General features: G+C 67.0%; 22 protein-coding genes. 14 read left to right on the plus strand and 8 right to left on the minus strand.

The features are described 5' to 3' along the window. On the minus strand, window positions 1-756 hold a 756-nt coding region (locus A9W95_RS21190), incomplete at its 3' end, for a LysR family transcriptional regulator (protein WP_067417407.1). A 114-nt stretch (window positions 757-870) separates the two neighbouring features. Here A9W95_RS21190 and A9W95_RS21195 point away from each other — a divergent pair. From A9W95_RS21195 to A9W95_RS21205, 3 genes are read left to right on the plus strand one after another with little or no spacing between them, the layout of a single operon-like run. After that, the gene (locus A9W95_RS21195) at window positions 871-1,458 is read left to right on the plus strand and encodes a peroxiredoxin (protein ID WP_067417346.1); all 588 of its coding nucleotides are present in this window, start codon (window positions 871-873) and stop codon (window positions 1,456-1,458) included. 22 nt (window positions 1,459-1,480) lie between these two features. Continuing rightward, entirely contained in the window at window positions 1,481-2,017 is a 537-nt protein-coding gene (locus A9W95_RS21200) for an alkyl hydroperoxide reductase (protein ID WP_067417353.1), read from the plus strand. 2 nt (window positions 2,018-2,019) lie between these two features. Beyond that, window positions 2,020-3,324: an alpha-amylase family glycosyl hydrolase gene (locus tag A9W95_RS21205; RefSeq protein WP_253851723.1), complete on the plus strand. Its 1,305-nt coding sequence runs from the start codon at window positions 2,020-2,022 to the stop codon at window positions 3,322-3,324. Here the strand turns inward: A9W95_RS21205 and A9W95_RS21210 are convergent. Further along, a complete protein-coding gene (locus tag A9W95_RS21210; protein WP_067417357.1) occupies window positions 3,321-3,761 on the minus strand; it encodes a DUF1810 domain-containing protein in 441 nt (146 codons plus the stop codon). The genes A9W95_RS21205 and A9W95_RS21210 overlap by 4 nt on opposite strands. Before the next feature lie 70 nt (window positions 3,762-3,831). On the opposite strand from A9W95_RS21210, the gene A9W95_RS21215 reads away from it, so the two are divergent. After that, the gene (locus A9W95_RS21215) at window positions 3,832-5,067 is read left to right on the plus strand and encodes an alpha-hydroxy acid oxidase (RefSeq protein ID WP_067417360.1); all 1,236 of its coding nucleotides are present in this window, start codon (window positions 3,832-3,834) and stop codon (window positions 5,065-5,067) included. Here the strand turns inward: A9W95_RS21215 and A9W95_RS21220 are convergent, their stop codons facing one another. After that, window positions 5,068-5,298 carry a hypothetical protein gene (locus tag A9W95_RS21220; protein ID WP_067417363.1) on the minus strand — a complete coding sequence of 77 codons (231 nt, stop codon included), beginning with the start codon at window positions 5,296-5,298 and terminating at the stop codon, window positions 5,068-5,070. It lies immediately after the preceding gene. 268 nt (window positions 5,299-5,566) lie between these two features. Here A9W95_RS21220 and lon point away from each other — a divergent pair, with 268 nt between their 5' ends. From lon to A9W95_RS21245, 5 genes are all read left to right on the plus strand, one after another. Continuing rightward, window positions 5,567-7,900 (plus strand): endopeptidase La, encoded by a 2,334-nt coding sequence (gene lon, locus A9W95_RS21225; RefSeq protein WP_067417365.1) that lies wholly within the window; start codon window positions 5,567-5,569, stop codon window positions 7,898-7,900. 238 nt (window positions 7,901-8,138) lie between these two features. Then, a complete protein-coding gene (locus A9W95_RS21230) occupies window positions 8,139-8,564 on the plus strand; it encodes a hypothetical protein (RefSeq protein ID WP_253851724.1) in 426 nt (141 codons plus the stop codon). Between the two features lie 110 nt (window positions 8,565-8,674). Further along, complete coding sequence (locus A9W95_RS21235) at window positions 8,675-9,007, plus strand: TfoX/Sxy family protein (RefSeq protein ID WP_067417367.1); 333 nt, start codon at window positions 8,675-8,677, stop codon at window positions 9,005-9,007. 43 nt (window positions 9,008-9,050) lie between these two features. Next, complete coding sequence (locus A9W95_RS21240; protein ID WP_067417376.1) at window positions 9,051-9,689, plus strand: endonuclease; 639 nt, start codon at window positions 9,051-9,053, stop codon at window positions 9,687-9,689. 7 nt (window positions 9,690-9,696) lie between these two features. Beyond that, entirely contained in the window at window positions 9,697-10,422 is a 726-nt protein-coding gene (locus A9W95_RS21245) for a DUF72 domain-containing protein (protein ID WP_067417377.1), read from the plus strand. A 15-nt stretch (window positions 10,423-10,437) separates the two neighbouring features. Here A9W95_RS21245 and A9W95_RS21250 read toward each other — a convergent pair whose 3' ends face one another. The 4 genes from A9W95_RS21250 to A9W95_RS21265 form a co-directional block, all read right to left on the minus strand. Next, window positions 10,438-12,525, minus strand: coding sequence for a hypothetical protein (locus tag A9W95_RS21250; RefSeq protein WP_067417380.1), 2,088 nt, complete (start codon window positions 12,523-12,525; stop codon window positions 10,438-10,440). A gap of 134 nt (window positions 12,526-12,659) precedes the next feature. Continuing rightward, entirely contained in the window at window positions 12,660-14,144 is a 1,485-nt protein-coding gene (locus A9W95_RS21255; RefSeq protein ID WP_067417383.1) for an acetyl-CoA acetyltransferase, read from the minus strand. Window positions 14,145-14,207: 63 nt separating this feature from the next. Next, the gene (locus tag A9W95_RS21260) at window positions 14,208-16,601 is read right to left on the minus strand and encodes a CaiB/BaiF CoA-transferase family protein (protein WP_067417386.1); all 2,394 of its coding nucleotides are present in this window, start codon (window positions 16,599-16,601) and stop codon (window positions 14,208-14,210) included. A 38-nt stretch (window positions 16,602-16,639) separates the two neighbouring features. Continuing rightward, window positions 16,640-17,140 carry a GNAT family N-acetyltransferase gene (locus A9W95_RS21265; RefSeq protein ID WP_253851725.1) on the minus strand — a complete coding sequence of 167 codons (501 nt, stop codon included), beginning with the start codon at window positions 17,138-17,140 and terminating at the stop codon, window positions 16,640-16,642. Between the two features lie 96 nt (window positions 17,141-17,236). Between A9W95_RS21265 and A9W95_RS21270 the strand changes: the two genes are divergently transcribed. The 5 genes from A9W95_RS21270 (at window position 17,237) to A9W95_RS21290 (ending at window position 23,400) form a co-directional block, all read left to right on the plus strand. Then, complete coding sequence (locus A9W95_RS21270) at window positions 17,237-18,493, plus strand: FAD-dependent oxidoreductase (RefSeq protein ID WP_067417392.1); 1,257 nt, start codon at window positions 17,237-17,239, stop codon at window positions 18,491-18,493. A 93-nt stretch (window positions 18,494-18,586) separates the two neighbouring features. After that, the gene (locus tag A9W95_RS21275) at window positions 18,587-19,444 is read left to right on the plus strand and encodes an SDR family oxidoreductase (RefSeq protein ID WP_067417395.1); all 858 of its coding nucleotides are present in this window, start codon (window positions 18,587-18,589) and stop codon (window positions 19,442-19,444) included. Between the two features lie 11 nt (window positions 19,445-19,455). After that, window positions 19,456-21,828, plus strand: a complete 2,373-nt coding sequence (locus A9W95_RS21280) for a phosphoketolase (protein WP_067417397.1) — start codon at window positions 19,456-19,458, stop codon at window positions 21,826-21,828. A gap of 107 nt (window positions 21,829-21,935) precedes the next feature. Next, window positions 21,936-22,610: an MOSC domain-containing protein gene (locus tag A9W95_RS21285; protein WP_067417413.1), complete on the plus strand. Its 675-nt coding sequence runs from the start codon at window positions 21,936-21,938 to the stop codon at window positions 22,608-22,610. 31 nt (window positions 22,611-22,641) lie between these two features. Then, complete coding sequence (locus A9W95_RS21290; RefSeq protein WP_067417400.1) at window positions 22,642-23,400, plus strand: CPBP family intramembrane glutamic endopeptidase; 759 nt, start codon at window positions 22,642-22,644, stop codon at window positions 23,398-23,400. A gap of 4 nt (window positions 23,401-23,404) precedes the next feature. Here the strand turns inward: A9W95_RS21290 and A9W95_RS21295 are convergent, their stop codons facing one another. After that, window positions 23,405-24,427, minus strand: a complete 1,023-nt coding sequence (locus tag A9W95_RS21295) for a zinc-binding alcohol dehydrogenase family protein (RefSeq protein WP_067417404.1) — start codon at window positions 24,425-24,427, stop codon at window positions 23,405-23,407. Window positions 24,428-24,534: the final 107 nt, after the last annotated feature.

The raw sequence follows: 24,534 nt of genomic DNA on the forward strand, positions 1-24,534 counted from the left end.
TACCGCAGAGCGCGGTGCCCGTGGAGGCGGTCCGAAGTCGCATTGAACTGGCGCAGTTCGCCGCGCCGCGGCCCGGGTGTCGGCAAGGTCGATGCGCACCCCGGCTTTGTGGCATACATCCAGGGCCTGGTCTCGCAGGCAGTGTCCTTCGTCGAGCAACAACAGCGGCAGGTCGGCCAACGCGGCCGAAGGCACCCGGTGTTTGCCGGCCAGCGGATGGCCGGCCGGAAGGGCGAGGACGAAGTCTTCCTCGTAGATCGGGACTTCCGTGACGCCGCTCGCCTCGGACGGCAGCGCGATCATCGCGGCGTCCAACGAGCCTTCTCGCAAGGCCGCCAGCAGGCGCTCGGTTTGGTCCTCGATCACCCGGACGGTCAGCTCGGGCAGCTCACGACGCAGTCCGGCCAACACCGCGGGCAGCACGTAGGGAGCGACAGTCGGGATCAAGCCCAGCCGGATGGTGCCGTGCAGCGGATCGGCGACACCTGCCGCCGCAGTGCTGAAGGCATCGGCGGCCTCGACCGCGGCTTGAGCTAGCGGTAGCAACCGCCGGCCGTCGCCGGTCAGGAAGACCCGCCGCGTGGACCGCTCGACGAGCTGAGTGTCCAGGCCAGCCTCCAGAGCGGCCAAGGCCTGGGACAGCGTGGATTGGCTCACGGCCAAAGCGGTTGCGGCACTGCCGAAATGCTGCTTCTCGGCCACGGCCACGAAGGCGCGCAACCCGGCCAGCGTAGGCTGATAGTTCTTATCGGTCATACCGATAAGTATAGTGGCAGGAATCACCTTTACCGCACAGTTTCTGCCAGGCACTATGGGGACAGAGGGCGCAAGCCTCGAAAAGCCTTGTGTAGATATCGAATAAGGAGAGCTATGTCCCTGCTGACAATCGGCGAACAATTTCCGGCCTACCAGCTGACGGCGTTGATCGGCGGCGACCTGTCTCAGGTCGACGCCAAGCAGCCCGGCGACTACTTCACCACCATTTCCAGTGACGACCACGAAGGTAAGTGGCGCGTCGTGTTCTTCTGGCCCAAAGACTTCACCTTCGTGTGCCCCACCGAAATCGCGGCGTTCGGGAAGCTGAACGACGAATTCGAGGACCGCGACGCGCAGGTCCTCGGTGTGTCGATCGACAGCGAGTTCGTCCACTTCCAGTGGCGGGCCCAGCACGAAGACCTCAAGAAGTTGCCGTTCCCGATGCTTTCGGACATCAAGCGCGAACTCGCCCTGGCGACGGGCGTGCTCAACGCCGATGGCGTCGCGGACCGGGTCACCTTCATCGTCGACCCGAACAACGAGATCCAGTTCGTCTCCGCGACCGCCGGATCGGTGGGGCGTAACGTCGACGAGGTGCTGCGGGTCTTGGACGCCTTGCAGTCCGATGAACTGTGCGCCTGCAACTGGCGCAAGGGTGACCCGACGATCAACGCCGGCGAACTGCTCAAGGCGTCAGCGTAATTCGAGTCTGATTGGAGTCGAGATGAGTGTCGAGAACCTCAAAGCCGCCCTTCCCGAGTACGCGAAGGACCTCAAGCTCAATCTGGGCTCGATCACGCGGAGCACGGTGCTCAGCGAGGAACAGTTGTGGGGCACCCTGTTGGCCAGCGCCGCGGCTACTCGCAACGCCCAGGTGCTCAGCGAGATCGCAGCCGAGGCGGGTGACTATCTGTCGGCCGAGGCCTACAACGCCGCCCTGGGTGCGGCCTCGATCATGGGCATGAACAATGTGTTCTACCGCGGTCGTGGCTTCCTGGAAGGCAGATACGACGACCTGCGCGCCGGATTGCGGATGAACATCATCGGCAACCCCGGGGTCGACAAGGTCGACTTCGAACTGTGGAGCTTCGCCGTCTCCTCGGTCAACGGATGCTCGCACTGCATGGTGGCGCATGAGCACACGCTGCGGGAAGCCGGTGTCGACCGAGAGGCGGTACTGGAAGCGCTGAAGGCCGCGGCGATCGTTGCCGGTGTGGCACAAGCCGTTACCACCGCCCAGACGCTGACGGCCGTCGGCTGACCGTGGCCCCGTCGTGGGTGCAGCATGCCATTTGGTGGCAGGTCTATCCCCTGGGCTTCGTCGGCGCCTTCCCCGCGGAAAGCCCGGCGGGCCCAGGGGAACACCGGTTGCGACGAATCGCCGACTGGTTCGACCACGCCATCGAACTGGGAGTTTCCGGTGTCGCGCTGGGTCCGGTGTTCGCTTCCCGCACACACGGTTACGACACCACGGATCACTACCGGATCGATCCCCGACTCGGTGACGACGACGACTTCGATTATCTTGTCGCCGAAGCTCACCGACGTGGTCTGCGGGTCTTGCTGGACGGGGTGTTCAATCACGTCGGGTTGGACTTTGCGCACTATCAGCAGGCGCCACACGATGAGTCGTCGGCGCGGTGGTTCCGTGGCCGTCCGGGCCGATTTCACACCTTCGAAGGCCATTCGGAGCTCATCACCCTCAACCACCGCAATCCCGACGTCGTGGAGTACGTGGTCGACGTCATGGTGCACTGGTTGCAGCGCGGGGCCGACGGCTGGCGGCTGGACGCCGCTTACGCTGCGCCGCAGAAATTTTGGGCCGAGGTACTGCCCAAAGTGCGCGACCGCCATCCGGAGGCGTGGTTCGTCGCCGAGTTGATCCACGGTGACTATGCGGCCGTGGTCGACGCCGCCCGATTCGATTCCGCGACCCAGTACGAGCTGTGGAAGGCGATCTGGAGCAGCCTCAACGACGGCAATTTCTTCGAGTTGGACTGGGCCATGCAGCGGCACAACGACTTCGTCGACCGTTTCGGTCCGCTGACCTTCATCGGCAACCACGATGTCAGCCGCATCGCCAGCCGGCTGGAAAGGCCTGAGCAAGTGGCGCACGCGTTGGTGGTGCTGTTGACGGTGGGCGGTGTGCCCAGCATCTACGCCGGCGATGAGTTGGGTCTGCGCGGCGTCAAGGAAGAGCGGGCCGGCGGCGATGACGCGGTGCGGCCCGAATTCGGCTCGCCGCCACCGCAGTTGGATCCGGCGGACGTTCAAGTCTGGGAGTTGCACCGATACCTGATCGGGCTGCGTCGCCGCCACCCCTGGTTGCATCGGGCACACACCAAGGCGCTGCGCCTGGACAACCGGCAATATGTTTACCAGACCCGACACGGAGACGACGCCCTGCTGGTAGCGCTCAACATCGACGACAAACCACTTCGGGTCAAGCTCAGTGAGCTGGAGGTGGGGCAGGCTCAGGTCGTTGCCGGCTCCGCTGCGCCGCCGCCGGAGACTGTCGACGCGGTGGCTGTGGAGCCACATGGTTGGCGCATCCTGCGGAGTGTCTAACGGCCCTGGTTCAGCCGGGCGACCGTGCGCTGATCTTCTCCCCCGCCGTAATACTTGGCCAGCACCGCTACGAAGTCCGCGTTGTCGTCGGTGGCGTGGGCGAACAATGTCATGGACGAGGACAGCTTGAGGTCGTCGGGAGAACCGAAGATTTCTCGGGCTGAGCGGCCTTCGACCTGGGCGACCAGTTGGGCGCACTCGCGCAACCGTGGACCTAGGACCTCGTGACCGAGGTAGGCCCGGGCTTCGTCGAGTGAGGAGATTCCGTACTGGTTGGCGATCTGGCTGCTGCCCAGGCCCCGAAGTTGCGGGAAGACGTACCACATCCAATGGCTGCGTTTCTGCCCCGCGCGCAGTTCCTCGACAACCCTGCGGTAAATCGGAGCCTGTGCGTCCACGAAGCGCTTGAGGTTGTAGGGGTCGCTGGCCGAATCCATATGACCACGGTTGCACACTGGTGGCATGGCCCGCGTGGGCTTGGTAAGAGCAGGATGAGGACGGATTGAAATGGCGGTCCAGCGACGCGTACCGCGGGTGCGTGACCTCGCTCCGCTGATCCGATTTCAGAAGCCGCGACTCGACCGCACCCAGCGTCGCCTGGACCACGCGCTCACCATCGACGATCTGCGCCGCATTGCCCGACGTCGCACCCCTAGAGCGGCGTTCGACTACACAGACGGTGCCGCCGAGGACGAAGTGTCCATTCAGCGCGCCCGACAAGCGTTTCGCGACATCGAGTTTCATCCGGCGATCCTGCGCGACGTGAGCAACGTCCGCACCGGGTGGGAAGTCCTTGGCGGCCAGGTGGCGCTGCCTTTCGCGATCGCGCCGACCGGTTTCACCCGCTTGATGCACACCGAGGGCGAGATCGCCGGTGCCCGTGCGGCAGCGGCGGCCGGGATACCGTTCTCGCTGTCGACGTTGGCGACCACTTCCATCGAAGACGTGGTGGCCGCGGCCCCGACCGGGCGCAAGTGGTTTCAGCTGTACATGTGGCGTGACCACGATCGTTCCATGGCCTTGGTGCGCCGCGCCGCCGACGCCGGGTTCGACACCATGCTGGTGACGGTCGACGTGCCGGTCGCCGGTGCTCGCCGGCGGGACGTCCGCAACGGAATGTCGATCCCGCCGGCCCTCACCTTGCGCACCGTTCTCGACGCGGCGCCGCGGGCACGATGGTGGTTCGATCTGCTGACCACCGAGCCACTGGCCTTCGCCTCGCTGGATCGCTGGCCCGGCACGGTGGCGGAGTACCTCGACTCCATGTTCGACCCTGGCGTCACCTTCGACGACCTGGTCTGGATCAAGGCGCAGTGGCCGGGGAAGCTGGTCGTCAAGGGCATCCAGACGCTCGAGGATGCCCGCGCCGTGGTGGACCGCGGCGTCGACGGCATCGTCTTGTCCAGTCACGGTGGCCGTCAGCTGGATCGGGCGCCGGTGCCGTTCCATTTGTTGCCCGTGGTGGCTCGCGAACTCGGCAGGGACACCGAAATACTGCTGGATACCGGAATCATGTCCGGGGCCGACATCGCCGCCGCCGTCGCGCTGGGTGCGCGGTGCACGTTGATCGGCCGGGCTTACCTCTACGGGTTGATGGCCGGCGGTGAGTCCGGTGTCCGGCGCGCAATCGAGATCCTGACAAAAGAGCTGACCCGGACCATGCAACTGCTAGGCGTCAGTTGCTTAGAGGAGTTGTCTGCCAAACACGTCACGCAGTTGCGGCGCCTGGGCCAACCTCAGTAGTCACTTATCGCGAGGCCGATCGACCTTGCCGGACAAGGCCGTCCAGATGCCGCGATCGATTTCGGCTGGACTGGGGCTCTTGGCCGGGACGGCGCCTTGGCAATCACAGGTGAGACCGCCGAAAGGGCTGTTGTGCGGCCCGGCGAGGTCCGGCTCGGCGCTCGCGGGTGCCGCGCCCAACGCGAACACACCAAGCGTCATCGCAGCGCTGACCAGCACTTTGGTGATCATCGACGAGGTCCTTCCGCTATGGCGACCAAGCTGGCCACTTCGCAGACATTGTACGTTCAAATCACGTTCACTTTTTGTTAACCCGCCATACCCGGTCATGCGGAGCGGCATGAGCGCGTGCGGCAACCGCGCCGAGGTGCAGGCCTCTTCGGGGCCGCCAGCGCGCCGCCGCGACGTAGTTCACTGCCAGCTCACTGCGAACTACGACGAGGGAACAAATGGCTGTAGACCGGGGTTGAGCGGATCAGGCTTAACTTTTGGAGGATTGATGCCTGAAGCCATATCACTGCCGGTGCTGTTCGCCACCGACACGATCGTGCTGCCTGGAATGGTGGTGCCCATCGCGCTCGACGAGGCGGCGCGGGCTGCGGTCGACGCCGCGCAGGCCAGCGAGTCACGTCAGCTGCTCATCGCTCCGCGACTCGGGGACCGGTACCCGTCACATGGCGTTGTGGCCAAGATCTTGCAGGTGGGACGCATTGCCGGCGGCGGTACTGCCGCCGTCGTCCGCGGCGAGCGTCGCGCGCACATCGGTGCGGGCGCGACCGGACCCGGTGCCGCCCTGTGGGTTGAGGTCACCGAGGTGCCAGAGGCGCCGGTGACCGACGAAATCAAGGCGTTGGCGGCCGAATACAAGAAGCTGCTCCTGGCCATGCTGCAACGGCGCGAGGCCTGGCAGATCATCGACTATGTCAACCAGCTGACCGATCCGTCTGCGCTGGCCGACACCTCTGGTTACGCGTCGTATCTGACCGATGTGCAGAAGCGCCAGCTGCTGGAGACCGTCGACGTGGCCGAGCGGCTGCGCGTGCTGATCGACTGGACCAGCGAACACCTGGCCGAAGTCGAGGTCAACGAAAAGATCGCCGAGGACGTCCGCGAAGGCATGGAGAAGACGCAAAAGGAGTTCCTGCTGCGCCAACAACTCGCCGCGATTCGCAAGGAACTCGGCGAGGGCGAACCGGACGGATCTGATGATTACCGAGCCCGCGTCGAGGCGGCCGACCTACCGGAGCACGTGCGCGAGGCCGCCCTGCGCGAGGTCGGCAAGCTGGAACGGTCCAGCGACCAAAGCCCGGAAAGCGGCTGGATTCGCACGTGGCTGGACACCGTGCTGGACTTGCCGTGGAGCGTTCGCACCGAGGACTCCACAGACCTGCAGGCCGCGCGGGCGATCCTGGATGCCGACCACCACGGGCTCGAGGACGTCAAGGACCGCATTGTCGAATACCTGGCGGTGCGGACCCGGCGCGCCCAACGCGGACTGCAAGTGGTCGGAGGTCGCGGATCGGGCGCCGTCATGGTGCTGGCCGGTCCGCCCGGTGTCGGCAAGACGTCGCTGGGCGAGAGCGTCGCCCGGGCGCTGGGCCGGAAGTTTGTGCGTGTCGCGCTGGGCGGTGTCCGCGACGAGGCGGAGATCCGAGGGCACCGGCGTACCTACGTCGGCGCTTTGCCCGGGCGGATCGTGCGCGCCATCAACGAAGCGGGATCGATGAATCCGGTCGTCCTGCTCGACGAGATCGACAAGGTCGGGTCGGACTACCGTGGCGACCCGAGCGCGGCGCTGCTCGAGGTGCTCGACCCCGCGCAGAACCACACCTTCCGCGACCACTACCTGGACCTGGACCTGGACCTGTCCGACGTGGTGTTCCTGGCCACCGCCAACGTGATCGAGAACATCCCGTCGGCGCTGCTGGACCGGATGGAATTGGTGCAGATTGACGGGTACACCGAGGACGACAAGGTGGCCATCGCCCGCGACTACCTGCTGCCCCGGCAGCGCGAGCGGGCGGCGCTCGGTGATGACGAGGTGGTTGTGACGGACGCCGCGCTGCGCAAGATCGCCGCCGACTACACCCGCGAGCCGGGGGTCCGGCAGTTCGAACGGTTGCTGGCCAAGGCACTGCGCAAGGTCACCACCAAACTGGCCCCTGGATCCGACGGCGCGGCAGGCCCATTGGTGATCGACGAGCCGGACCTGGTCGGGTACCTGGGCCGGCCCCGGTTCACCCCGGAGTCGGCGGAACGCACCGCGGTGCCGGGTGTGGCCACCGGCCTGGCCGTCACCGGGCTGGGCGGAGATGTGCTCTACATCGAAGCCGGGGCAACCGACGGTGAGCCGGGTTTGCAGCTCACGGGTCAGCTGGGTGACGTGATGAAGGAATCGGCGCAGATCGCGCTGTCCTACGTCCGCTCCCACGCCGCCGCGTTGGATGTTGATCCGAAGGCGTTGGACCGGCGCATTCACGTGCACGTTCCCGCCGGGGCGGTGCCCAAGGACGGTCCGTCGGCCGGTGTCACCATGGTGACCGCACTGGTCTCGATGGCGACCGGACGCCCGGTCCGTTCCGACGTCGGGATGACCGGGGAGGTCACCTTGAATGGTCGGGTGCTGCCGATCGGTGGTGTCAAGCAAAAGCTGCTCGCCGCTCAACGCGCGGGTCTGTCCACGGTGTTCATTCCGGCACGCAACGAGCCGGACCTCGACGACGTGCCTGCCGAAGTGCTCGAGGTGCTGACGGTGAAGCCCATGACCGACGTGGCCGAGATAGTGGCGCAGGCGCTGGAGCCGGTGGCCGCGACGGCAACGGCAGCAGCGTGACCGCCCGGCCCCGGCGCGCCCACACGGGCCACCGGGGCCGAGTCTGCTAATCACATGTCAGACGGCTGGGAGAAACCTGGAAATTTTCTGGGAAGGCGCGTTTTCCTGGCCGCGGACTGGGGTAGCCGAGAGCGAGGGGGTCATCCCTGAAGCCTCGACCAGGGCGGATGGGCTAACCGAACACAGCCAGTTTGCGTTCAGCCGCTCATAGCAGCTCAGCGCAGAGAAGGAGTTGGTCATGAAGTTCAAGCAATTCGTCGCCGGTGCGGCGATGACCGGTGGTCTTGCAGCAGGAGCACTCGGCTTGGGTGCCGGTTTCGCGACGGCTGATCCGCCGGGACCAGGCCCGAACATCCCCGGCCCGAACATTCCTGGTCCGGACGTTCCGGGTCAGAACGGGCCGGGTCCGAACGTGCCGGGGCCGAACAACAACCCGATCTGTTACGGGCCGGGTGCCAACTGCTTGGGGCCGGGCAGCCCGCTTCCGCCCGGACAGAACGGATTCCCGCCGCCGGGTCACTACAACGACCCGGTTCGCTACGGGCAGCCGGCGACCTACTTCGTTCCCCAGTACAACCAGGCCTTCCCCGTGGTGTTCAACCCGGACGCAGGGGCTTGGGGAGTCATTACGCCCGATGGTGCCTTCATCGCGGTGAATGCCTAGCGAACCCGAAGAAGACAGCCGCCGCCTTAATGGCGGCGGCTGCTTCGTGTTCGCACCAGGGGCGTGCTCGCCCCACTACGTCACCTGCCGAGTCACCTGCCGAGCCGGCGATGGCCTACGACGCCGACCTCGCTGAGCGCATCCGCGAGCTGCTTGCGTCGCAGTCGGGGGTGGACGAGAAACGCATGTTCGGTGGGTTGGCCTTCATGGTCGGCGGACATCTGGCGGTGGCGGTGAGCGGGCAAGGTGGAATCTTGGTCCGAGTGCCGCCAAACGACACCGACGAACTGCTCGGTCGAGCCCATGTCAGTCCGATGGTGATGGCGGGCCGGGAAACCCGAGGCTGGCTGCGTGTCGACGCTGAGGGAGTGAAAACCAAACGGCAACTTGAGCGTTGGGTTTCGCGTGGTGTCACCTATGCGCTGTCCTTGCCCGCCAAATGATGCCTCCGGTTTGCCATGTCGCCGTCGGGGTACGCCGCTGACCATGGACAAGTCGCGGCAAGTGGTGCGGCGGTTGCTCAAGGTTGCCGGCACCACGTATGCGGCCGAGGCCGGCATCCGCCTTGACGACAAACCCATGCCGCTGTTCCAGCTGCTGGTGTTGTCCATGTTGGCCAGCAAGCCGATTGACGCCACCATCGCTATGCGTGCTGCGCGCGAACTGTTCAAGACGGGCCTGCGCACGCCGAAAGCCGTGCTGGCCGCCGAACGGAGCACCATGATCAGCGCCTTCGGTCGTGCCCACTACGTGCGCTACGACGAAAGCTCGGCCACTCGACTCGCCGACATCGCCGAGCGAGTGCGCGACGAATTCTCCGGTGACCTCAGGGAGCTGGCTCGGCGCAGTGACCGCGACGCGCAGTCGGCCAAGCGAATGTTGGAGAGATTCGAGGGCATTGGCGACACCGGGGCCGATATCTATTTGCGTGAGATACAGGACGTCTGGACCTGGGTGCGCCCGTACTTCGACGATCGGGCCACCGCGACGGCCAAGCAGTTCGGCTTGCCGACCGATCCCGCCAAGCTCGCTGCGCTGGCCCCGCGCAACGCCAGCGCTGAACTTGCGGCCGCCCTGGTGCGTGCGTCGCTGGATGAGGATGTGCGCCGGCAGGTGACCGGTTGAACCGGCCGTGACTGTGAGAATCGGCACCTCTGGGTGGTCCTACAATCACTGGGCCGAGGTGCTTTACCCGCCGGGCTTGCCAGCCGCACGCCGCTTGGCCCGTTACACCGAGGTCTTTGACACGGTCGAATTGAACGCCAGCTTTTATCGCTGGCCCAAAGATGCGACGTTCGCCGGCTGGCGAGACCGAGTGCCCAACGGGTTCACCTTCTCGGTCAAGGCGCACCGCGGTCTGACGCACTACCGCCGGCTGGCCAACCCCGAACCCTGGATTGAGCGGTTCGAGCGATGCTGGAAGGCACTGGGTGATCGTCGCGGAGTGCTGTTGGTGCAATTGCATCCGGAGCAGCAGCGCGATGACGCGCGCCTGGATCACTTCCTGGCCAGCATGCCGCAGTGGATCCGGGTCGCCGTCGAATTGCGGCATCCGTCGTGGAATGACCCGGCGGTCTACCAGCTGCTGGAACGCCACCGCGCCGCCTATGTGGTGATGAGCGGTGCCAACCTTGCCTGTGTCCCCTGCGCCACCACAGACCTGGTGTACATCCGCATGCACGGGCCCGAACCGGCGTCGCTGTACACCGGTTCCTATACCGACAGCGACCTGCGATGGTGGGCGGAGCGCATCACCGAGTGGGACGGCGAGGGCCGTGATGTGTGGATGTACTTCAACAACGACATCGGCGGCCACGCCGTGCGGAATGCGTTGTCGCTGCGCGAATTGCTGAGCTGAACGCGCGACCCTCGGCTACTCGGCCTTCCAGGTGTGGTCGATGACGTCGGGCGGATGTTGGGCTTGCAGACGTTCTCGCTCGGCGCGGCGGCGCTTGATCCGCAACCGGGCGTCCGCAGGCATCGCGACCAACTCGTCGCACGTCAGGTAGTACACGTCATCGACGACGTCGATCAGGTCTGCGGCGACGCGACGAGATCCCAATTCGCGCAGAGTCATCCGGAGTTCATGGGTGAAACGCAGGGTGGTGTCGTGAGCCAACTCCCGCGAGCCGCGGGCACTGGCGGTCAGCCGCTGACTGAACTTAGCCGGTGGCCGCGGCGGCGCGGGACTGGTCGCGGTCTCAGCTGCCATCATCAGCAGCGACGCCGGATCATCACCGAAGGTCGGGTTGGCCAACTCGGCTTCGCCGCGACCACGGTGCCACAGTTGCGCGACGGCCGCATCAAGTGCGGCGCCCGCGGCCGGAGACAGGGCGCGAATACTGGCGGCGTTGCCTTCCCGGGCTAGCCCGCACAATGGCGGGTCGGCCCGCAATACGTCCGCGAGCGCGGCTGTCTCGGCGGCGATCCGGCTGCTTTCCATGATGGCGCCCAACCCCGATACGCGTGCCTCGGCGGGGTTGTGTTCCAGCAGTGCTGCTCTGATGCCGGTGTCGAGAACCCACAGCCCGGTCAGTATCCAGCCCTGGTGAATACGGTTGCGTAGCAGGCCGATTCGCACTTCCAAGACGGCCTCGGGCGATGAGGCCAGTTGCGGGGCGTCAAGGTGCTCGGTGGTTGCGGCGGTGAGGTAGGCCTGGGTGTCGGCCCGCAGGTGCCGCAACAGCGCGAGCGATCGCGCTGTCACGACCACCTTGGTGACCGAGCCGAGAGGTCCGGCCGCGACCGGGGGGCGGCCCATCGGCAGTAGTTCGGTGACTTCGGCCTGGGCGCCGAGGGAGCGCTGCGTGACAGCGCGTTCATTCCAGCCCGGAAGTTGCGACGCGGCAACGACATTCGTTGAGATTCCGACGTAGGGTCGGTGACCGAAGACCGCAATGGCTCGATGCGCCCACTCCTCGGCGACGACGTCGCCAACGGCAAGCACCTGACCCATCGCCCGACCCGCGGCGCGCAGCCCGCTCACCTGCACGTCGAGCGTTACCGGAGTCAACGGTCCGGGCAATGCCTCGGCTAAGGCGGCGGCGCTGAAGACCGGAAACCGCGGATCGATCCGGTCGTCGAATTGGCCTTCCAGCCCGTCGGGTGCGGCGGAGTCCAGCAGTGGTGGCTGGGAGCGGTGCGGCGCCTCCACCGGCAGGGGCAACAGGCCTGATCCGGCTACCGCGCCGGACGGGTGCAGTCTGCGCCCCGCCAACCCGCGGCCGGTGTCGACGATCGCGTCGAGCGCCTGCCAGCCGAACTCGAAGTTCCAATCTTCTCGCGCGGCAGCGGTATTCATCTCCGGTATCAGCTCGTCCCAGCTACGGACGCCGTGCAGCCGCAGTCGCGGGTCGACCGACCGCAGTAACCGCCACGCGGTCACCACGTTGATGGTGTCCGGAGTGGCCAGATCGACCACGCCGGTGCGGTCGGTGCTGACCGCTTGGACGACGAAACGGACCAGGTCGTCGAGGTGCAGCACCCGCATCGGGCGCGCGGAGACTTTGTTGCGCATCAACGTGGCCACGGTGCGGCACACCATCCAGTCGAGGTGGCGGCCGACCGGCGGGGCGATTCGGATCACCAAGCCCGGTGTCCACCCAGTCGACACCAGCGATTCGGCTTGCCCATAGAGGTCCGGACGTCCGGCGGCCTGGGTCACCAGCAGCATTCGCGCGCCCGCGCGGGCGGCGGCTTGGCTGACTTGGGCGACACCGGGAATACCGGCACTACCCGGTGCGGTGCTGTCCACTGGGGCGAGATGGATGACAGCGTCGGCGTCGGCGGCTAACTCTGAAAGCACGGGATGGTGCAGCGGCGCGCAAACGAATTCGACGTCGCTGTGCAGAGCCTGATGGGGACGCGGGCCGATGCCGCTGACGCTGTGTCCGGCGGCGACCAGCTGGCGCGTGACCTGCCGCCCAACGGCGCCGGTGGCGTCGGTAACCAGGATTTGCACCTGGCCTCACCTCCCCCGACGTCTCGTGATGACAATAGGCAGGCGGCGGTGGCTGCGCGACATTTGAGTCTGGAACGTGACCCTAACTGTGACCCTCGCGCAAAGTTGCCGCACTGTGCGGTGTCGACCGGCTGCTATTGAAGTACCGCGCTGCCGTCGGCAGCTACCGCAACCTTCGCGCCGCCGATGTCTTCAGTGACGGTCGATTCAACGTCGGCACGATCGGTGATGACCGCCAAGGCGCGCGAGTCGTCGGGTGTGCGCACCGCCACGAACGCCTTCTCCGGTCGTCCGTCCCGGTCGAATGGCGTCGTCCAGGCTTCGACGGTTCCGACGCCCTCCCATTCGACCAGCCCGGTGCGGGTGGGCTCGCGATCGACCGTCGGCTGCACATCCTCCCAGCGGAATTCCGCGGGCGGCTCGGTGCTGTAGACGCCGAAGCTGTGCTTGGTCAGGAAGCCGCCGTTGGCGGTGATCAGACCACGCCGGCCGGGGTTGGCGATCAACAGCTCGGCCATGGCGGCGATGGAGTGGGTGACGTAGTTGCTCCACGGCCCGCCGGCGAACGTGAGCCCGCCGGTCACCGTCAACGGCCGGGCGGGATCGTCCACCGGCAGGCCCAGCTCGGCGGCGGCGACTTGCACGGCAGAGGGGAAGCAGGAGTACAGGTCGACATGGTCCACGTCGTCGATGCCCAGCCCGCACAGCTCGAGCGCCCGCGCGCCGCCGATGCGGATCGCCGGTGACCGGTGCAGTTCGGCGCGCTCGGCGATGGCCGAGGTGTCGTGCGCGTCGGTGCCCGCGTGCGGGTAGACCCACCGTTCTTCGGGCACGCCCAGACGCCTAGCCTGCTCGACCGACGTCAGGACCAGGGCCGCGCCTTGGTCCACCATGTTGTTGGAGTTCATCAGCTTGGTGTACGGCCAGCTGATCATGCGGTTGTCCGGGCCGGCCTGCCAGATCTCCTCGGCGCTCACCGGTTTACGGATCCAGGCGTTCGGATTGTCGACCGCTACCGCGTTGAACCGCGCCCACAGCTCGCCCACGCGCCGGCGGTGGTCGTCGGTCGACTCGCCGTTGGCCAGCCGCAGCGCCTGCTCGAACAGCGGGTAGACGAAGGCCGGTCGATCAAGCTTGATCTTGATTTCGGCGTCACCGGCCATCGGGACGTCGTCATCGGCGACCTGCGGCATGGGGACGGAGCTGTCTTGCTCGGTCCACACCAGCCTGGCGCCCAGCTTTTTGAGGCCGGTCCTGGTGCGCCATGTCTCGGCGCCGGCGATCAGGACGGTGTGCGTGTTGCCCCGTTGAATGTCCAGGCAGGCCTGGTTGACCAGCGATTGCGGGGTGTTGCCGCCCACGCTGCTGTAGCCGGCGTGGTAGTCCTTCAGGCCCAGGCGTTCGCCCAGCAGCAGACCGGGATTGCGGTAGTGGGCGGACAAGATATTGACCACGCGGACGGAGTCGACGGCCTCGATCACCCGAGGATCCGCCGCTTGTCGGGCGGCGGCCACCATCAGGTCGACCGGTTCGACGGACGGCTTTTCCGGGTCGATCTCGTCGCGATGGTTCACCTGGCCGGACGCGATGAGCACCGGAGTCCTGGGATCGACGGGCATGCCCTCGAACCTATCGCGGGGGTAGTCGAGGCGGCGCCGCACCCTGGCGCGCTGCTAGGCGCTCTAGGTGTTGTCGGCCGGCACGAACAACGCTCGATCGGCGATCAGCCGCTCGATTTCCTCCCCGGTCATGCCGAGCAGGTCGCGGCATATCTGCCGGGTGTGCTCGCCGGGCAGCGGCGCGGGGCGCTGTGGTGCGGGCGGAATGTGGCGAAACGGCGCGGGGCCCGTCTCGGCGGGCAGCGGACGCTGGATCAGCGGGTGCACCAAGTCGCGCAGCACAGTGCGCTCGAGCAGTTGCGGGTCGGACCGGAGATCTGCTGGGCGGTTCATCGGACCGGCCGGTACACCGGCGGCCTGCAACACGGTGGCGGCTTGCACCGGCGTGCGGGTCTGCGTCCAAGTCGACACCGCAGCGACCAAATTCCGACGGTAGGAAACCCGCGCCGCGCCGGTCGCAAAGCGCTCGTCTGCCGCCCACTCCGGCTCGCCGAAAACGTTTGTGGCTAAACGCCAATCGTCGTCGGACCGGATGGAGATGACACACCATTCGTCGTCACCCGCGCACGGATAGACGGCGTGGACGCTGGTGTCGGCGCGAATGTCGTCGATGCCACCGGCCCGGGCGGCCTCGGTGACGAACAACGTGTCCAACTGGTTGACGACCGCTTCGGCTTGGGAGACATGGACATTGGCGCCCGAGGCACTGCTTTCGCGACGGATCAACGCCGCCAACGCCCCGATCGCGGTGATCCGACCGACGACGTGATCGGGAAAGATCGTCGTCGCGTCGTAAAAAGCATGGCGCGCGGCGTCTTGGGGCGCTTCGTCAGACGTCCAAAGCCGGGTCACGCCGGTGGCGGCCCGCACCAGAGGCCCGTAGCCCAGTCGGTTGGTCCACGGTCCGTGGTGCCCGTAGGCACTGCTGCCGGCGAGCACAATCCGGGGATTCAAGGCGCGCAGCGTCTCATAGGAGAAACCCAGTGCGGTCAGGGTTCCGGGTTTGAAGTTGGTGAACACCGCATCGGCTTCGGCGACGAGGCGAGCGAAGATCTTCTTGCCTTCATCGTTGCGCAGATTCAAGCCCAGCCCTAATTGGTTGCGGTGCGTGCGCGCGAACGAATCACTCATCGCGTCCCCGACACGGGCCTGCCGCAACCCGTCTGGGTAATCGGCACTTTCGATCTTGATGACTTCGGCGCCCATGTCGCCGAACAACCGGCCGACCTCGCCTCCGGCGACGATGATCCCGAGGTCCAAGATGCGCAACCCGTGCAACGGGTAGTCGCTTGGTGGACCTGGCCGCGGTGTCGGGGCCGGCTGACTGCGCCAAGCCGATTCGTCGTGGCCGGGTGCCGGGGGCGCCTGCCGCAAGCCGCAACGTTGCCCGTCGACGACGAAATATCCGGTCGGCGCGGTGACGGTGACGCCGGGTGCCAATGTGATGTCGGTGATGGCGTCCACCGCGGCGAAGTGTTCGGAGGCCAAGATCCGCGACGGCGTCAACACTGCGGCGATTGGGACTCCGCGGGCCTGGCCCGCCACCACCAGGTCCTTCATCGTCTGGTCAACGAACAACGTCTCCACTAGACCGCTGATTCGGGGCCAAGCCGCGAGACGTTCCCCGATGAGTTCGTACTTGGGATCTTGGAACTGCTGCGGCTCCCCCAGCCAGCCGCGCAACGCCCGCCACTGCCGCGGCGCCATCACACACAGCCGAACGTAGCCGTCGCGGCATGGGTAGATCGGGTAGGCGTCCTGATTCTGCGGGCGTCCCCGCCACGGCTCGGTGGCGGTGGAGCCGGCCGCGACCTGCCCGTGCGCCCCGAACGGCGGATCGAGGGCCATGACGACCGCGTCGAATCGGGAGAAATCGATGAAGTCACCCCTGCCGCTGCGAAGTCGGTGGTAGTAGGCCAGCAGGACTGCCCAGGTCGCCTGGACGGCCGCGGTCGCCGACGCGATGCCCTCGGGTGGGAGGACGGGGGTACCGATGCTGGGCCCTGAGCGCGACAGTGCGCCTGACATGGCGTACAAGACCGGATCGGTGGCGCGCCACGACGATCGCGGGCCCGTCATCCCGAAGTCGGTGACCGACAGCGCTATTAGGTGCTCATAGCGATCGGCCAGCTCGGCGCACGACGTCCCATACGTCGCGGCCCGACCGGGAAGCCCGCAGTCCACCACGATGTCGGCGGTGGCGGCGAGGTCGAAGAACCGGCGACGATCCTCTGCGTTGCCCGGCTCCAGCACGGCGCTGCGCTTGTTCGCATTGTGCAGGGTGAACGCGATGCTCGATCCGGCGACGGTCGGTAGTGCGGCGCGGGTTGGGCAGCCGCCCTTGGGTTCGATCTTCAGCACGTCGGCACCCAGGTCGGCAAGCAGGCGGGTCACCGAATCGGCGTCGCCGCAGGACAAGTCGAGCACGCAGACGGCGTCGAGCAACCCGTCGGTCATGGGGCCACGGTAGTCGTCGCGGCGGGGCGGCCAGCGACTCAGACCGGCGCGCGCTGGTAGCGCAGTTCCTCCGCCGGCGAATCGCCGTAATTGCCCGTCCGCCGAGTTCCGTCGAATGCCCAGCCGTCACGTTCGTAGAACCGACGCGCCCGGTCGTTGCCCGCCAGCACCCACAACGACGCTCCGGCAACACCCAAGGCGCGCAGCCGGCGCCGGGCGGCGATCATCAGCGAACGCCCCACTCCCCTGCCCAGGTATGCCGGGTCGACGTAAAGCGCCATCAACTCACCGGAATTCGGCAAGTCGTCGGACAGACCAGTGGTTGCCAAGCCGCAGATGGCCGAGCCGTCGACCGCGACCAGGGTGGACGGCAACCGCACACCGACACGACCGAAGGTGTAGCGGCTGGCCCACGTTGCGGGCGACAGGTTGTCGAGGTAGTCCTGCGCGATCAGTCCGCGATAGGCCCACTGCCACGATCGGACGTGTACCGCGGCGACCGCCGGCGCGTCTTCGGCGACCGCGGGCCGAACGTGCATCACGCCTGCAGTATCGCGCGATCCGCGGCCGTACTCCGGACATGTGGTTGAGTGGCGTGCGGGAGGCGTGCGATACGCGCGGAGAGGTTGGCAGGCATGGGCACAGGCGACCTCGATGTCTTGGTGATCGGCGCCGGATTGGCCGGATTGCGGTGTGCGAACGTGCTCGCCGCGGCCGGGCGCGAGGTCGGCGTGTGGGAGGCCGGCGACGATGTGGGCGGCCGGGTACGCACCGATGTGATCGACGGCTTCCGCTGCGACCGGGGGTTCCAGGTCCTCAACCCCGCCTATCCGGAACTGGGACGCGCCGTGGACATCGCCGCTCTTGACCTGCAAACCTTTGGCGCGGGTGTGGCGGTGCGGCGCGAGCATGACGCCGCGGTGCTGGTGCACCCACTGCGCGAACCCGCGCGGGTGCCCAAGATGATCGCCTCCCGCGCGGTGGGACCGCGGGAAACGCTGGCGCTGGCGCGGTGGGCCAGTCCCGCACTGCGACCGCGTCGATTGAAGACGAGTGATCGCGACGAGACGCTGCGCCAGGCCTTGGATCGCTGCGGTGTGCGCGGCTTATCCCGTCGCGTCATCGACCGATTTCTGGCCGGAGTGCTGCTCGAGGACACTGGTGCCACGTCGAACGCCTTCAGCCTGCTGCTGGCCCGCTCCTTCGCGCTCGGAGTCCCGGGTCTGCCCGCCGACGGCATGCGGGCGCTGCCGCGCCAGCTTGCCGAGCCACTGGCGGATCGTGTGGTGCTCAACCGCACGGCGACGCACGTCGAGCGCACTGAGCAGGGATGGCTGGTGCGCAGTGACGACCACGCCGTCAAGGCCCGAGATGTGGTGGTGGCGACCGACCCGCTGCAGGCCGCCGCGCTGACCGGTCATCCGGCGCCTCGCACGCACGCGGTGGTCACCGACTGGTGGAGCACCAGCGAGGCGCCTGCGCCGCTGCCGATGCTGTGGGTGGACGGCCGGACCAAACCGTCCGGGCCGGTACTGAACACCGCGGTCATCAGCGCCGCCGTACCCAGTTACGCGCCGCAAGGACGCCACCTGATCAGCGCGTCGGCCCTGCTGACAGACGACGGCGCAGAGCCGCCGGAGGCGGTGACGCGCCGCCACGCCGCGGACATCCTGGGCGGCGACGGGCACGGCTGGGAATTGGTGACTCGACACGTCATCCGACACGCGCTGCCGGCTCAGCCGCCGCCGCTGCGCGTTCGGCAGTCGGTCCGCATCAGCGACGGCTTGTGGTGGTGTGGCGATCACCGCGATACCGCGTCCATCCAGGGAGCGCTGGTCAGCGGACGACGCACGGCCGAGGCGCTGATGACAGCGCGTGGCTTGCCAGTTTGACCGGCCGCAGCGACGGCCGGGTTGTTGCACTGAGCGGCGACGAGTGTTCTGCTTACTCGAGTTGACACCCGTCAAATCTCTGGGAGGACGGCAATGGCAGGCAAGGACGCGCAATCCCTGGGCCTGAAGGTCCGCGGCAAGGTCGTCGTCATCACCGGCGGGGCGCGAGGTATCGGTTTGGCGACCGCGACCGCGCTGCACCGGCTGGGCGCCAAGGTCGCCATCGGCGACATCGACGAGGCGACGGTGAAGGAAGCCGGCGCCGACCTGGGTCTGGACGTGCACGGCAGGCTCGACGTCACCGACCGGGAATCCTTCACCGAGTTCCTCGACCAAGTCGAGCGTCAACTCGGACCCGTCGACGTGCTGGTCAACAACGCGGGCATCATGCCGGTAGGCCGGATCATCGACGAGCCGGACGCGGTGACGCGACGCATCCTGGACATCAACGTCTACGGGGTGATCCTGGGCAGCAAGCTGGCGGCCGAGCGGATGGTGCCACGCCGTCAGGGCCACGTGATCAACGTCGCGTCGTTGGCCGGGGAGATCTACGCGGTAGGGCTGGCCACCTACTGCGCCAGTAAGCACGCGGTCGTCGCGTTCACCGACTCGGCCCGGTTGGAGTACCGATCGGCCGGGGTGCACTTCTCGATGGTGTTGCCGTCCTTCGTCAACACCGAGCTGGTTGCCGGCACCTCGGGGATCAAAGGTTTTAAGAACGCCGAACCCTCGGACATCGCCGACGCCATCGTCGGGCTGATAGCCCGGCCCAGACCCCGGGTGCGGATCACCAAAGCGGCGGGCGCGATGGTCGTGTCGCAGAAGTTCATGCCTCGCCCGTTTGCCGAGGGATTGAACCGGATACTCGGCGGCGAACACGTTTTCACCGATGACGTCGATGTCGCCAAGCGCCGGGCCTACGAGTCGCGCGCCCGCGGCGAAGGGGAGTAAACCCGTTCCTGATGAGCTCAGCATCCGCTGCCGTACCGGCAACCCTCTCCGACGACGAACTCACCCTGATCGACGCCTATTGGCGGGCGGCCAACTATCTCTCGGTTGGCCAGATCTACCTGCTGGACAATCCGTTGCTCACCGAACCGCTGGCGACCGAGCACGTCAAACCCCGGTTACTGGGGCACTGGGGCACCACGCCGGGGCTCAACCTGATCTACGCCCATCTCAACCGCGTCATCCGCAATCGCGACGCCAACGTCATCTACGTGACCGGGCCGGGCCACGGTGGTCCCGGGTTGGTCGCCAACGCTTACCTCGAAGGCACCTACAGCGAGGTGTACACCGGGATCGAGGAGAACACCGAGGGCCTGCGCAAGCTTTTTCGGCAGTTCTCCTTCCCCGGCGGCATCCCCAGCCATGTCGCCGCACAGACGCCCGGATCCATCCACGAAGGCGGTGAGCTGGGCTACGCGCTGGTGCACGCTTACGGCGCGGCGTTCGACAACCCGGACTTGGTGGTGGCCTGCGTCATTGGTGACGGCGAAGCAGAAACCGGCCCGCTGGCGACCAGTTGGCACTCCAACAAGTTCCTCAACCCCGCCGTCGACGGCGCGGTGTTGCCGATCCTGCACCTCAACGGATACAAGATCGCCAATCCCACTGTCCTGGCCCGCATCCCGCACGCCGAGCTCGAATCACTCCTGCGCGGGTATGGCTATCGTCCGATCACGGTGGACGGCGACGACCCCGCCGCCGTGCACCAGCAGCTGGCGGCCGCGCTGGACGATGCGTTCGACGACATCGCCGCCATTCAGCACGCCGCGCGCGGCGGTGAGCAGACTGAGCGTCCGGTGTGGCCGATGATCGTGCTGCGCACCCCCAAGGGCTGGACCGGTCCGAAGGTCGTCGACGGCAAGCAGGTAGAGGGCACCTGGCGTTCCCACCAGGTGCCGTTGTCCGCCACGCACGACAACCCCGAGCACCGCGCGCAACTCGAGGAGTGGCTGCGCAGCTACCGGCCCGAGGACCTGTTCGACCAGGACGGCGCCTTGCGACCGGAGTTGAAGGCCGCCGCCCCCACCGGGGATCGTCGGATGAGCGCCAACCCGCACGCCAACGGCGGCCTGCTGCTGCACGACCTGGACCTGCCGGATTTCCGCGACTACGCGGTCGAAGTAAATGAGCCGGGCGTGAAGGTGCACGAGGCAACGCGAGTGCTCGGCACCTTCCTGCGAGACGTCATCAAGCGCAACCCCGACCGGTTCCGGTTGATGGGACCCGACGAGACCGCCTCCAACCGGTTGGACGCGGTGTTCGGGGCAACCGACCGGGTGTGGGTCTCTGACGTCGAGGACGGCGACGAAAACCTCGCGCCCGACGGACGGGTGATGGAAGTGCTGTCCGAGCACTTGTGCCAGGGCTGGCTGGAGGGATATCTGCTCACCGGCCGCCATGGACTGTTCAACTGCTACGAGGCGTTCGTCCACATCGTCGACTCGATGCTCAACCAACACGCGAAGTGGCTGGGCACCTGCCTGGAACTGCCTTGGCGGCAGCCGATCGCGTCGCTGAACTACCTGCTGAGCTCGCATGTTTGGCGCCAAGACCACAACGGCGCCTCACATCAAGACCCGGGGTTCATCGACCTGGTGGCCAACAAGCGCGCCGAGCTCACCCGGGTCTACCTGCCGCCGGACGGCAATACCCTGCTGTCGGTGGCCGACCACTGCCTGCGGAGCCGCAACTACATCAACGTGATCGTGGCGGGCAAGCAACCGGCGCTGGCCTACCTCGACGCCGAAGAAGCGATCGCGCACTGCACGCGGGGGTTGGGCATCTGGCAGTGGGCCAGCACCGCGACCGGAGATCCGGACGTGGTGCTGGCCTGCGCCGGCGACATCCCGACACAGGAGACTTTGGCCGCGGCCGACATCCTGCGCCGCGAGCTGCCCGACCTGGCCGTACGGGTGGTCAACGTCGTCGACCTGATGCGGCTGCAGCCGGATTCCGAGCACCCGCACGGGTTGCCCGACCGCGAATACGATGCGCTGTTCACCCAGGACAAGCCGGTCATCTTCGCCTACCACGGCTACCCGTGGCTGATCCACCGGCTCACCTATCGCCGCGCCGGACACGACCACATGCATGTACGCGGATTCAAGGAACGCGGTACCACGACGACTCCGTTCGACATGGTCATGCTCAACGATCTCGACCGCTTCCATCTGGTCATGGACGTCATCGATCGGGTCGACCAGCTGGGCAGCCGGGCGGCGGTGCTGCGCCAGCGCATGGCCGACGCCCGCATCGCGGCGCGGCGCTATACCCGCGATCACGGTGAGGACGACCCGCAGATCAGCGGTTGGACTTGGGGCGCTTGAGGCTGACTGGGCCGCGAGACTGCAGCCACGTCGCGCCGCAACGGCGTGTCGTCGCCGTGGTTGCGGTGTCGCGCGATCGGCGGCGGCGACACCGCTAGCCTGTGCTGGTGGCAAAGGTAGTGTCCGTCAACCTGGCGCGCTTCTGTGAAAACCCCGACCCGCGGGCGATGGCGAAGATGACGGGTATCGACAAGGCGCCGGTCAGTGACGCGGTGCAGGTGCGGGCACCGGGGCCGATGCGGACCGGCCTGGGCAGCGGGCTGGTGGGCGACAGTATCGGCAACCAGAAGCTGCACGGCGGCGACGACCAGGCCGTCTACGTTTACGCGCGCGAAGACCTCGACGTCTGGGAGGCCGAACTTGGCCGCCCCCTCACCGGCGGCATGTTCGGCGAGAACCTGACCACGCTCGGCGTCGATGTCACGCAGGCGCGCATCGGCGAGCGCTGGCGCGTCGGCACCGACGGCCTGTTGCTGGAAGTCTCGGCACCGCGCACCCCCTGCCGGACATTTTCGGCGTTCCTCAATCTCAAGCACTGGATCAAGACGTTCACCCAGGCCGGCAAGCCGGGCGCCTACCTTCGGGTGATCACGCCGGGCACCGTGCGCGCCGGTGACACCATCACCGTCGAGCACCGCCCCGACCATGACGTCACCATCGCGCTCGCGTTCGCGGCCCGCATGTCTCAGCCCGAACTGCTGCCCCGGCTGCTGCAAGCCGACGCGTTATCCGCCGAGCTGAAGTCCTATGCGCGCCGCCGGCTCGCCGCGGCCGACGGCTGAGGCCCGTTCGCGCGGGTAAACTCGGCGGACGATGTCTGAGCACGCCGCGACGCCCGTTGAGGCTGTTTCCTCCCTCGACTCCTCCCTGGACCGATTCCGGCTTCATGTCGACATCGCCGTGGTGATCGCGGTGTTGGTGTTGACCAATTTGGTCGCGCACTTCACCACACCGTGGGCGAGCGTGGCCACCGTGCCGGCCGCTGCGGTCGGGTTGGTGGCGCTGGTTCGATACCGGGGCTTGGGCTGGGTCGACCTCGGCTTGGGGCGCGAACACTGGAAGTCGGGCATGGGATACGCGCTGGCCGCCACGGCCGTCGTAGTGTCGGTGATCGCTGTCGGTGTGCTGTTGCCGCTGACCAGGCCGATGTTTCTGAACAACCACTACGCGACCGTCTCGGGCGCTCTGGTCGCTTCCATGGTCATCATCCCGTTGCAGACTGTCATCCCCGAGGAGTTGGCGTTTCGTGGTGTGCTGCACGGGGCGTTGGACCGCGCCTGGGGATTCCGCGGTGTCGCCATGGCCGGGTCGCTGCTGTTCGGGCTGTGGCACGTCGCGACGTCGTTGGGGCTGACGAGCAACAACGTCGGCTTCACCCGACTGTTCGGCGGCGGCGTCTTCGGAGTGCTGGCCGGCGTCACCCTGGCCGTGCTGGCCACCGGCGCAGCGGGATTCGTGTTCAGCTGGCTGCGCCGGCGCAGCGGCAGCCTGATTGCGCCGATCGCCCTGCACTGGTCGCTGAACGGGATGGGTGCCCTGGCCGCGGCTCTGGTCTGGCACCTGTCCACCTGAACGGTTACACCAACAGCACCGCGGCTCCGGCGATGCGTCCGGTGCTGAGGTCGGTCAGCGCCCGGTCCGCTTCCGCCAGTGGATATTCCGGTGTGGTGACGCGAATGTGGTGCTGGCCGGCGAAGTCCAGAAACGCCCGCGCGTCGGCCCGCGTGTTCGATGTGACCGACCGAACCTGACGCTCTTGAAACAAGTGACGCTGATAGTTCATTGCCGGAATGTCGCTCAGGTGGATTCCGGCGATGGCCAGGGTGCCGCCCCGGTCCAACGCCTCCAGTGCGGGCAACACCAGATCGCCGACTGGGGCGAACAGGATCGCGGCATCCAAGTGCACCGGCGGTGGATCGGCGGCGTCTTGCGCCGAGGCGGCGCCCAGCTCCAACGCGAGCTCGCGAGCGCGCTCCCCCCGGGTCATCACGTGCACCTCGGCACCTTGGGCCAACGCCACCTGCGCGGTGATATGGGCACTGCCGCCGAACCCGTACAAGCCCAGACGGCCGCCGGGCGGCAGATCGGCGCGCAGCAACGAACGGTATCCGATGATGCCGGCGCACAGCAGCGGCGCTAATTCGGTGTCGCTGTAGCCGCCGGGCAAGTGATGTGCGTATGCCGCTGGCACCGTGGTGAATTCGGCGTAGCCGCCGTCGGCGTCCCAACCGGTGTACCGAGAATTCGGGCAAAGGTTCTCGCGGCCGCTACGGCAGTATTTGCAGAAGCCGCATGTGTGCCGCAGCCACGCGACACCCACTCGATCCCCCACCACGAAATCATCGCCCGCTTCGGACCCCACCTCGATGACTTCTCCGACCACTTCGTGGCCTGGCGTCACCCGGTCGCGGTGAACGGGCAGGTCGCCTTCGGTGACGTGCAGGTCGGTACGGCAGACCCCGCACGCTCGGACGGCGACCAGCAGATCGGCCGGTTCGGGCCGCGGCACCTCGGTGGTAACTCGTTGCAGCGGAACCGTTTCCATCGGGCCCGGTTGGCGAACCTGCCAGGCGGTCATGGTGGTCGAGGCTGACGCCATCACCCCATCATGCCGCCGGTTTCGGACCGCCCGATCTGCTGGGCCGGTAGCGCGGCTACTAGAGGGTCCGAGTGCGGGAGGTGGCGAACTTGTAGATGAGCAACAGG

It is taken from the genome of Mycobacterium sp. 1423905.2, from assembly GCF_001673155.1.
In the GTDB taxonomy this organism is placed as follows: Bacteria; Actinomycetota; Actinomycetes; order Mycobacteriales; family Mycobacteriaceae; genus Mycobacterium.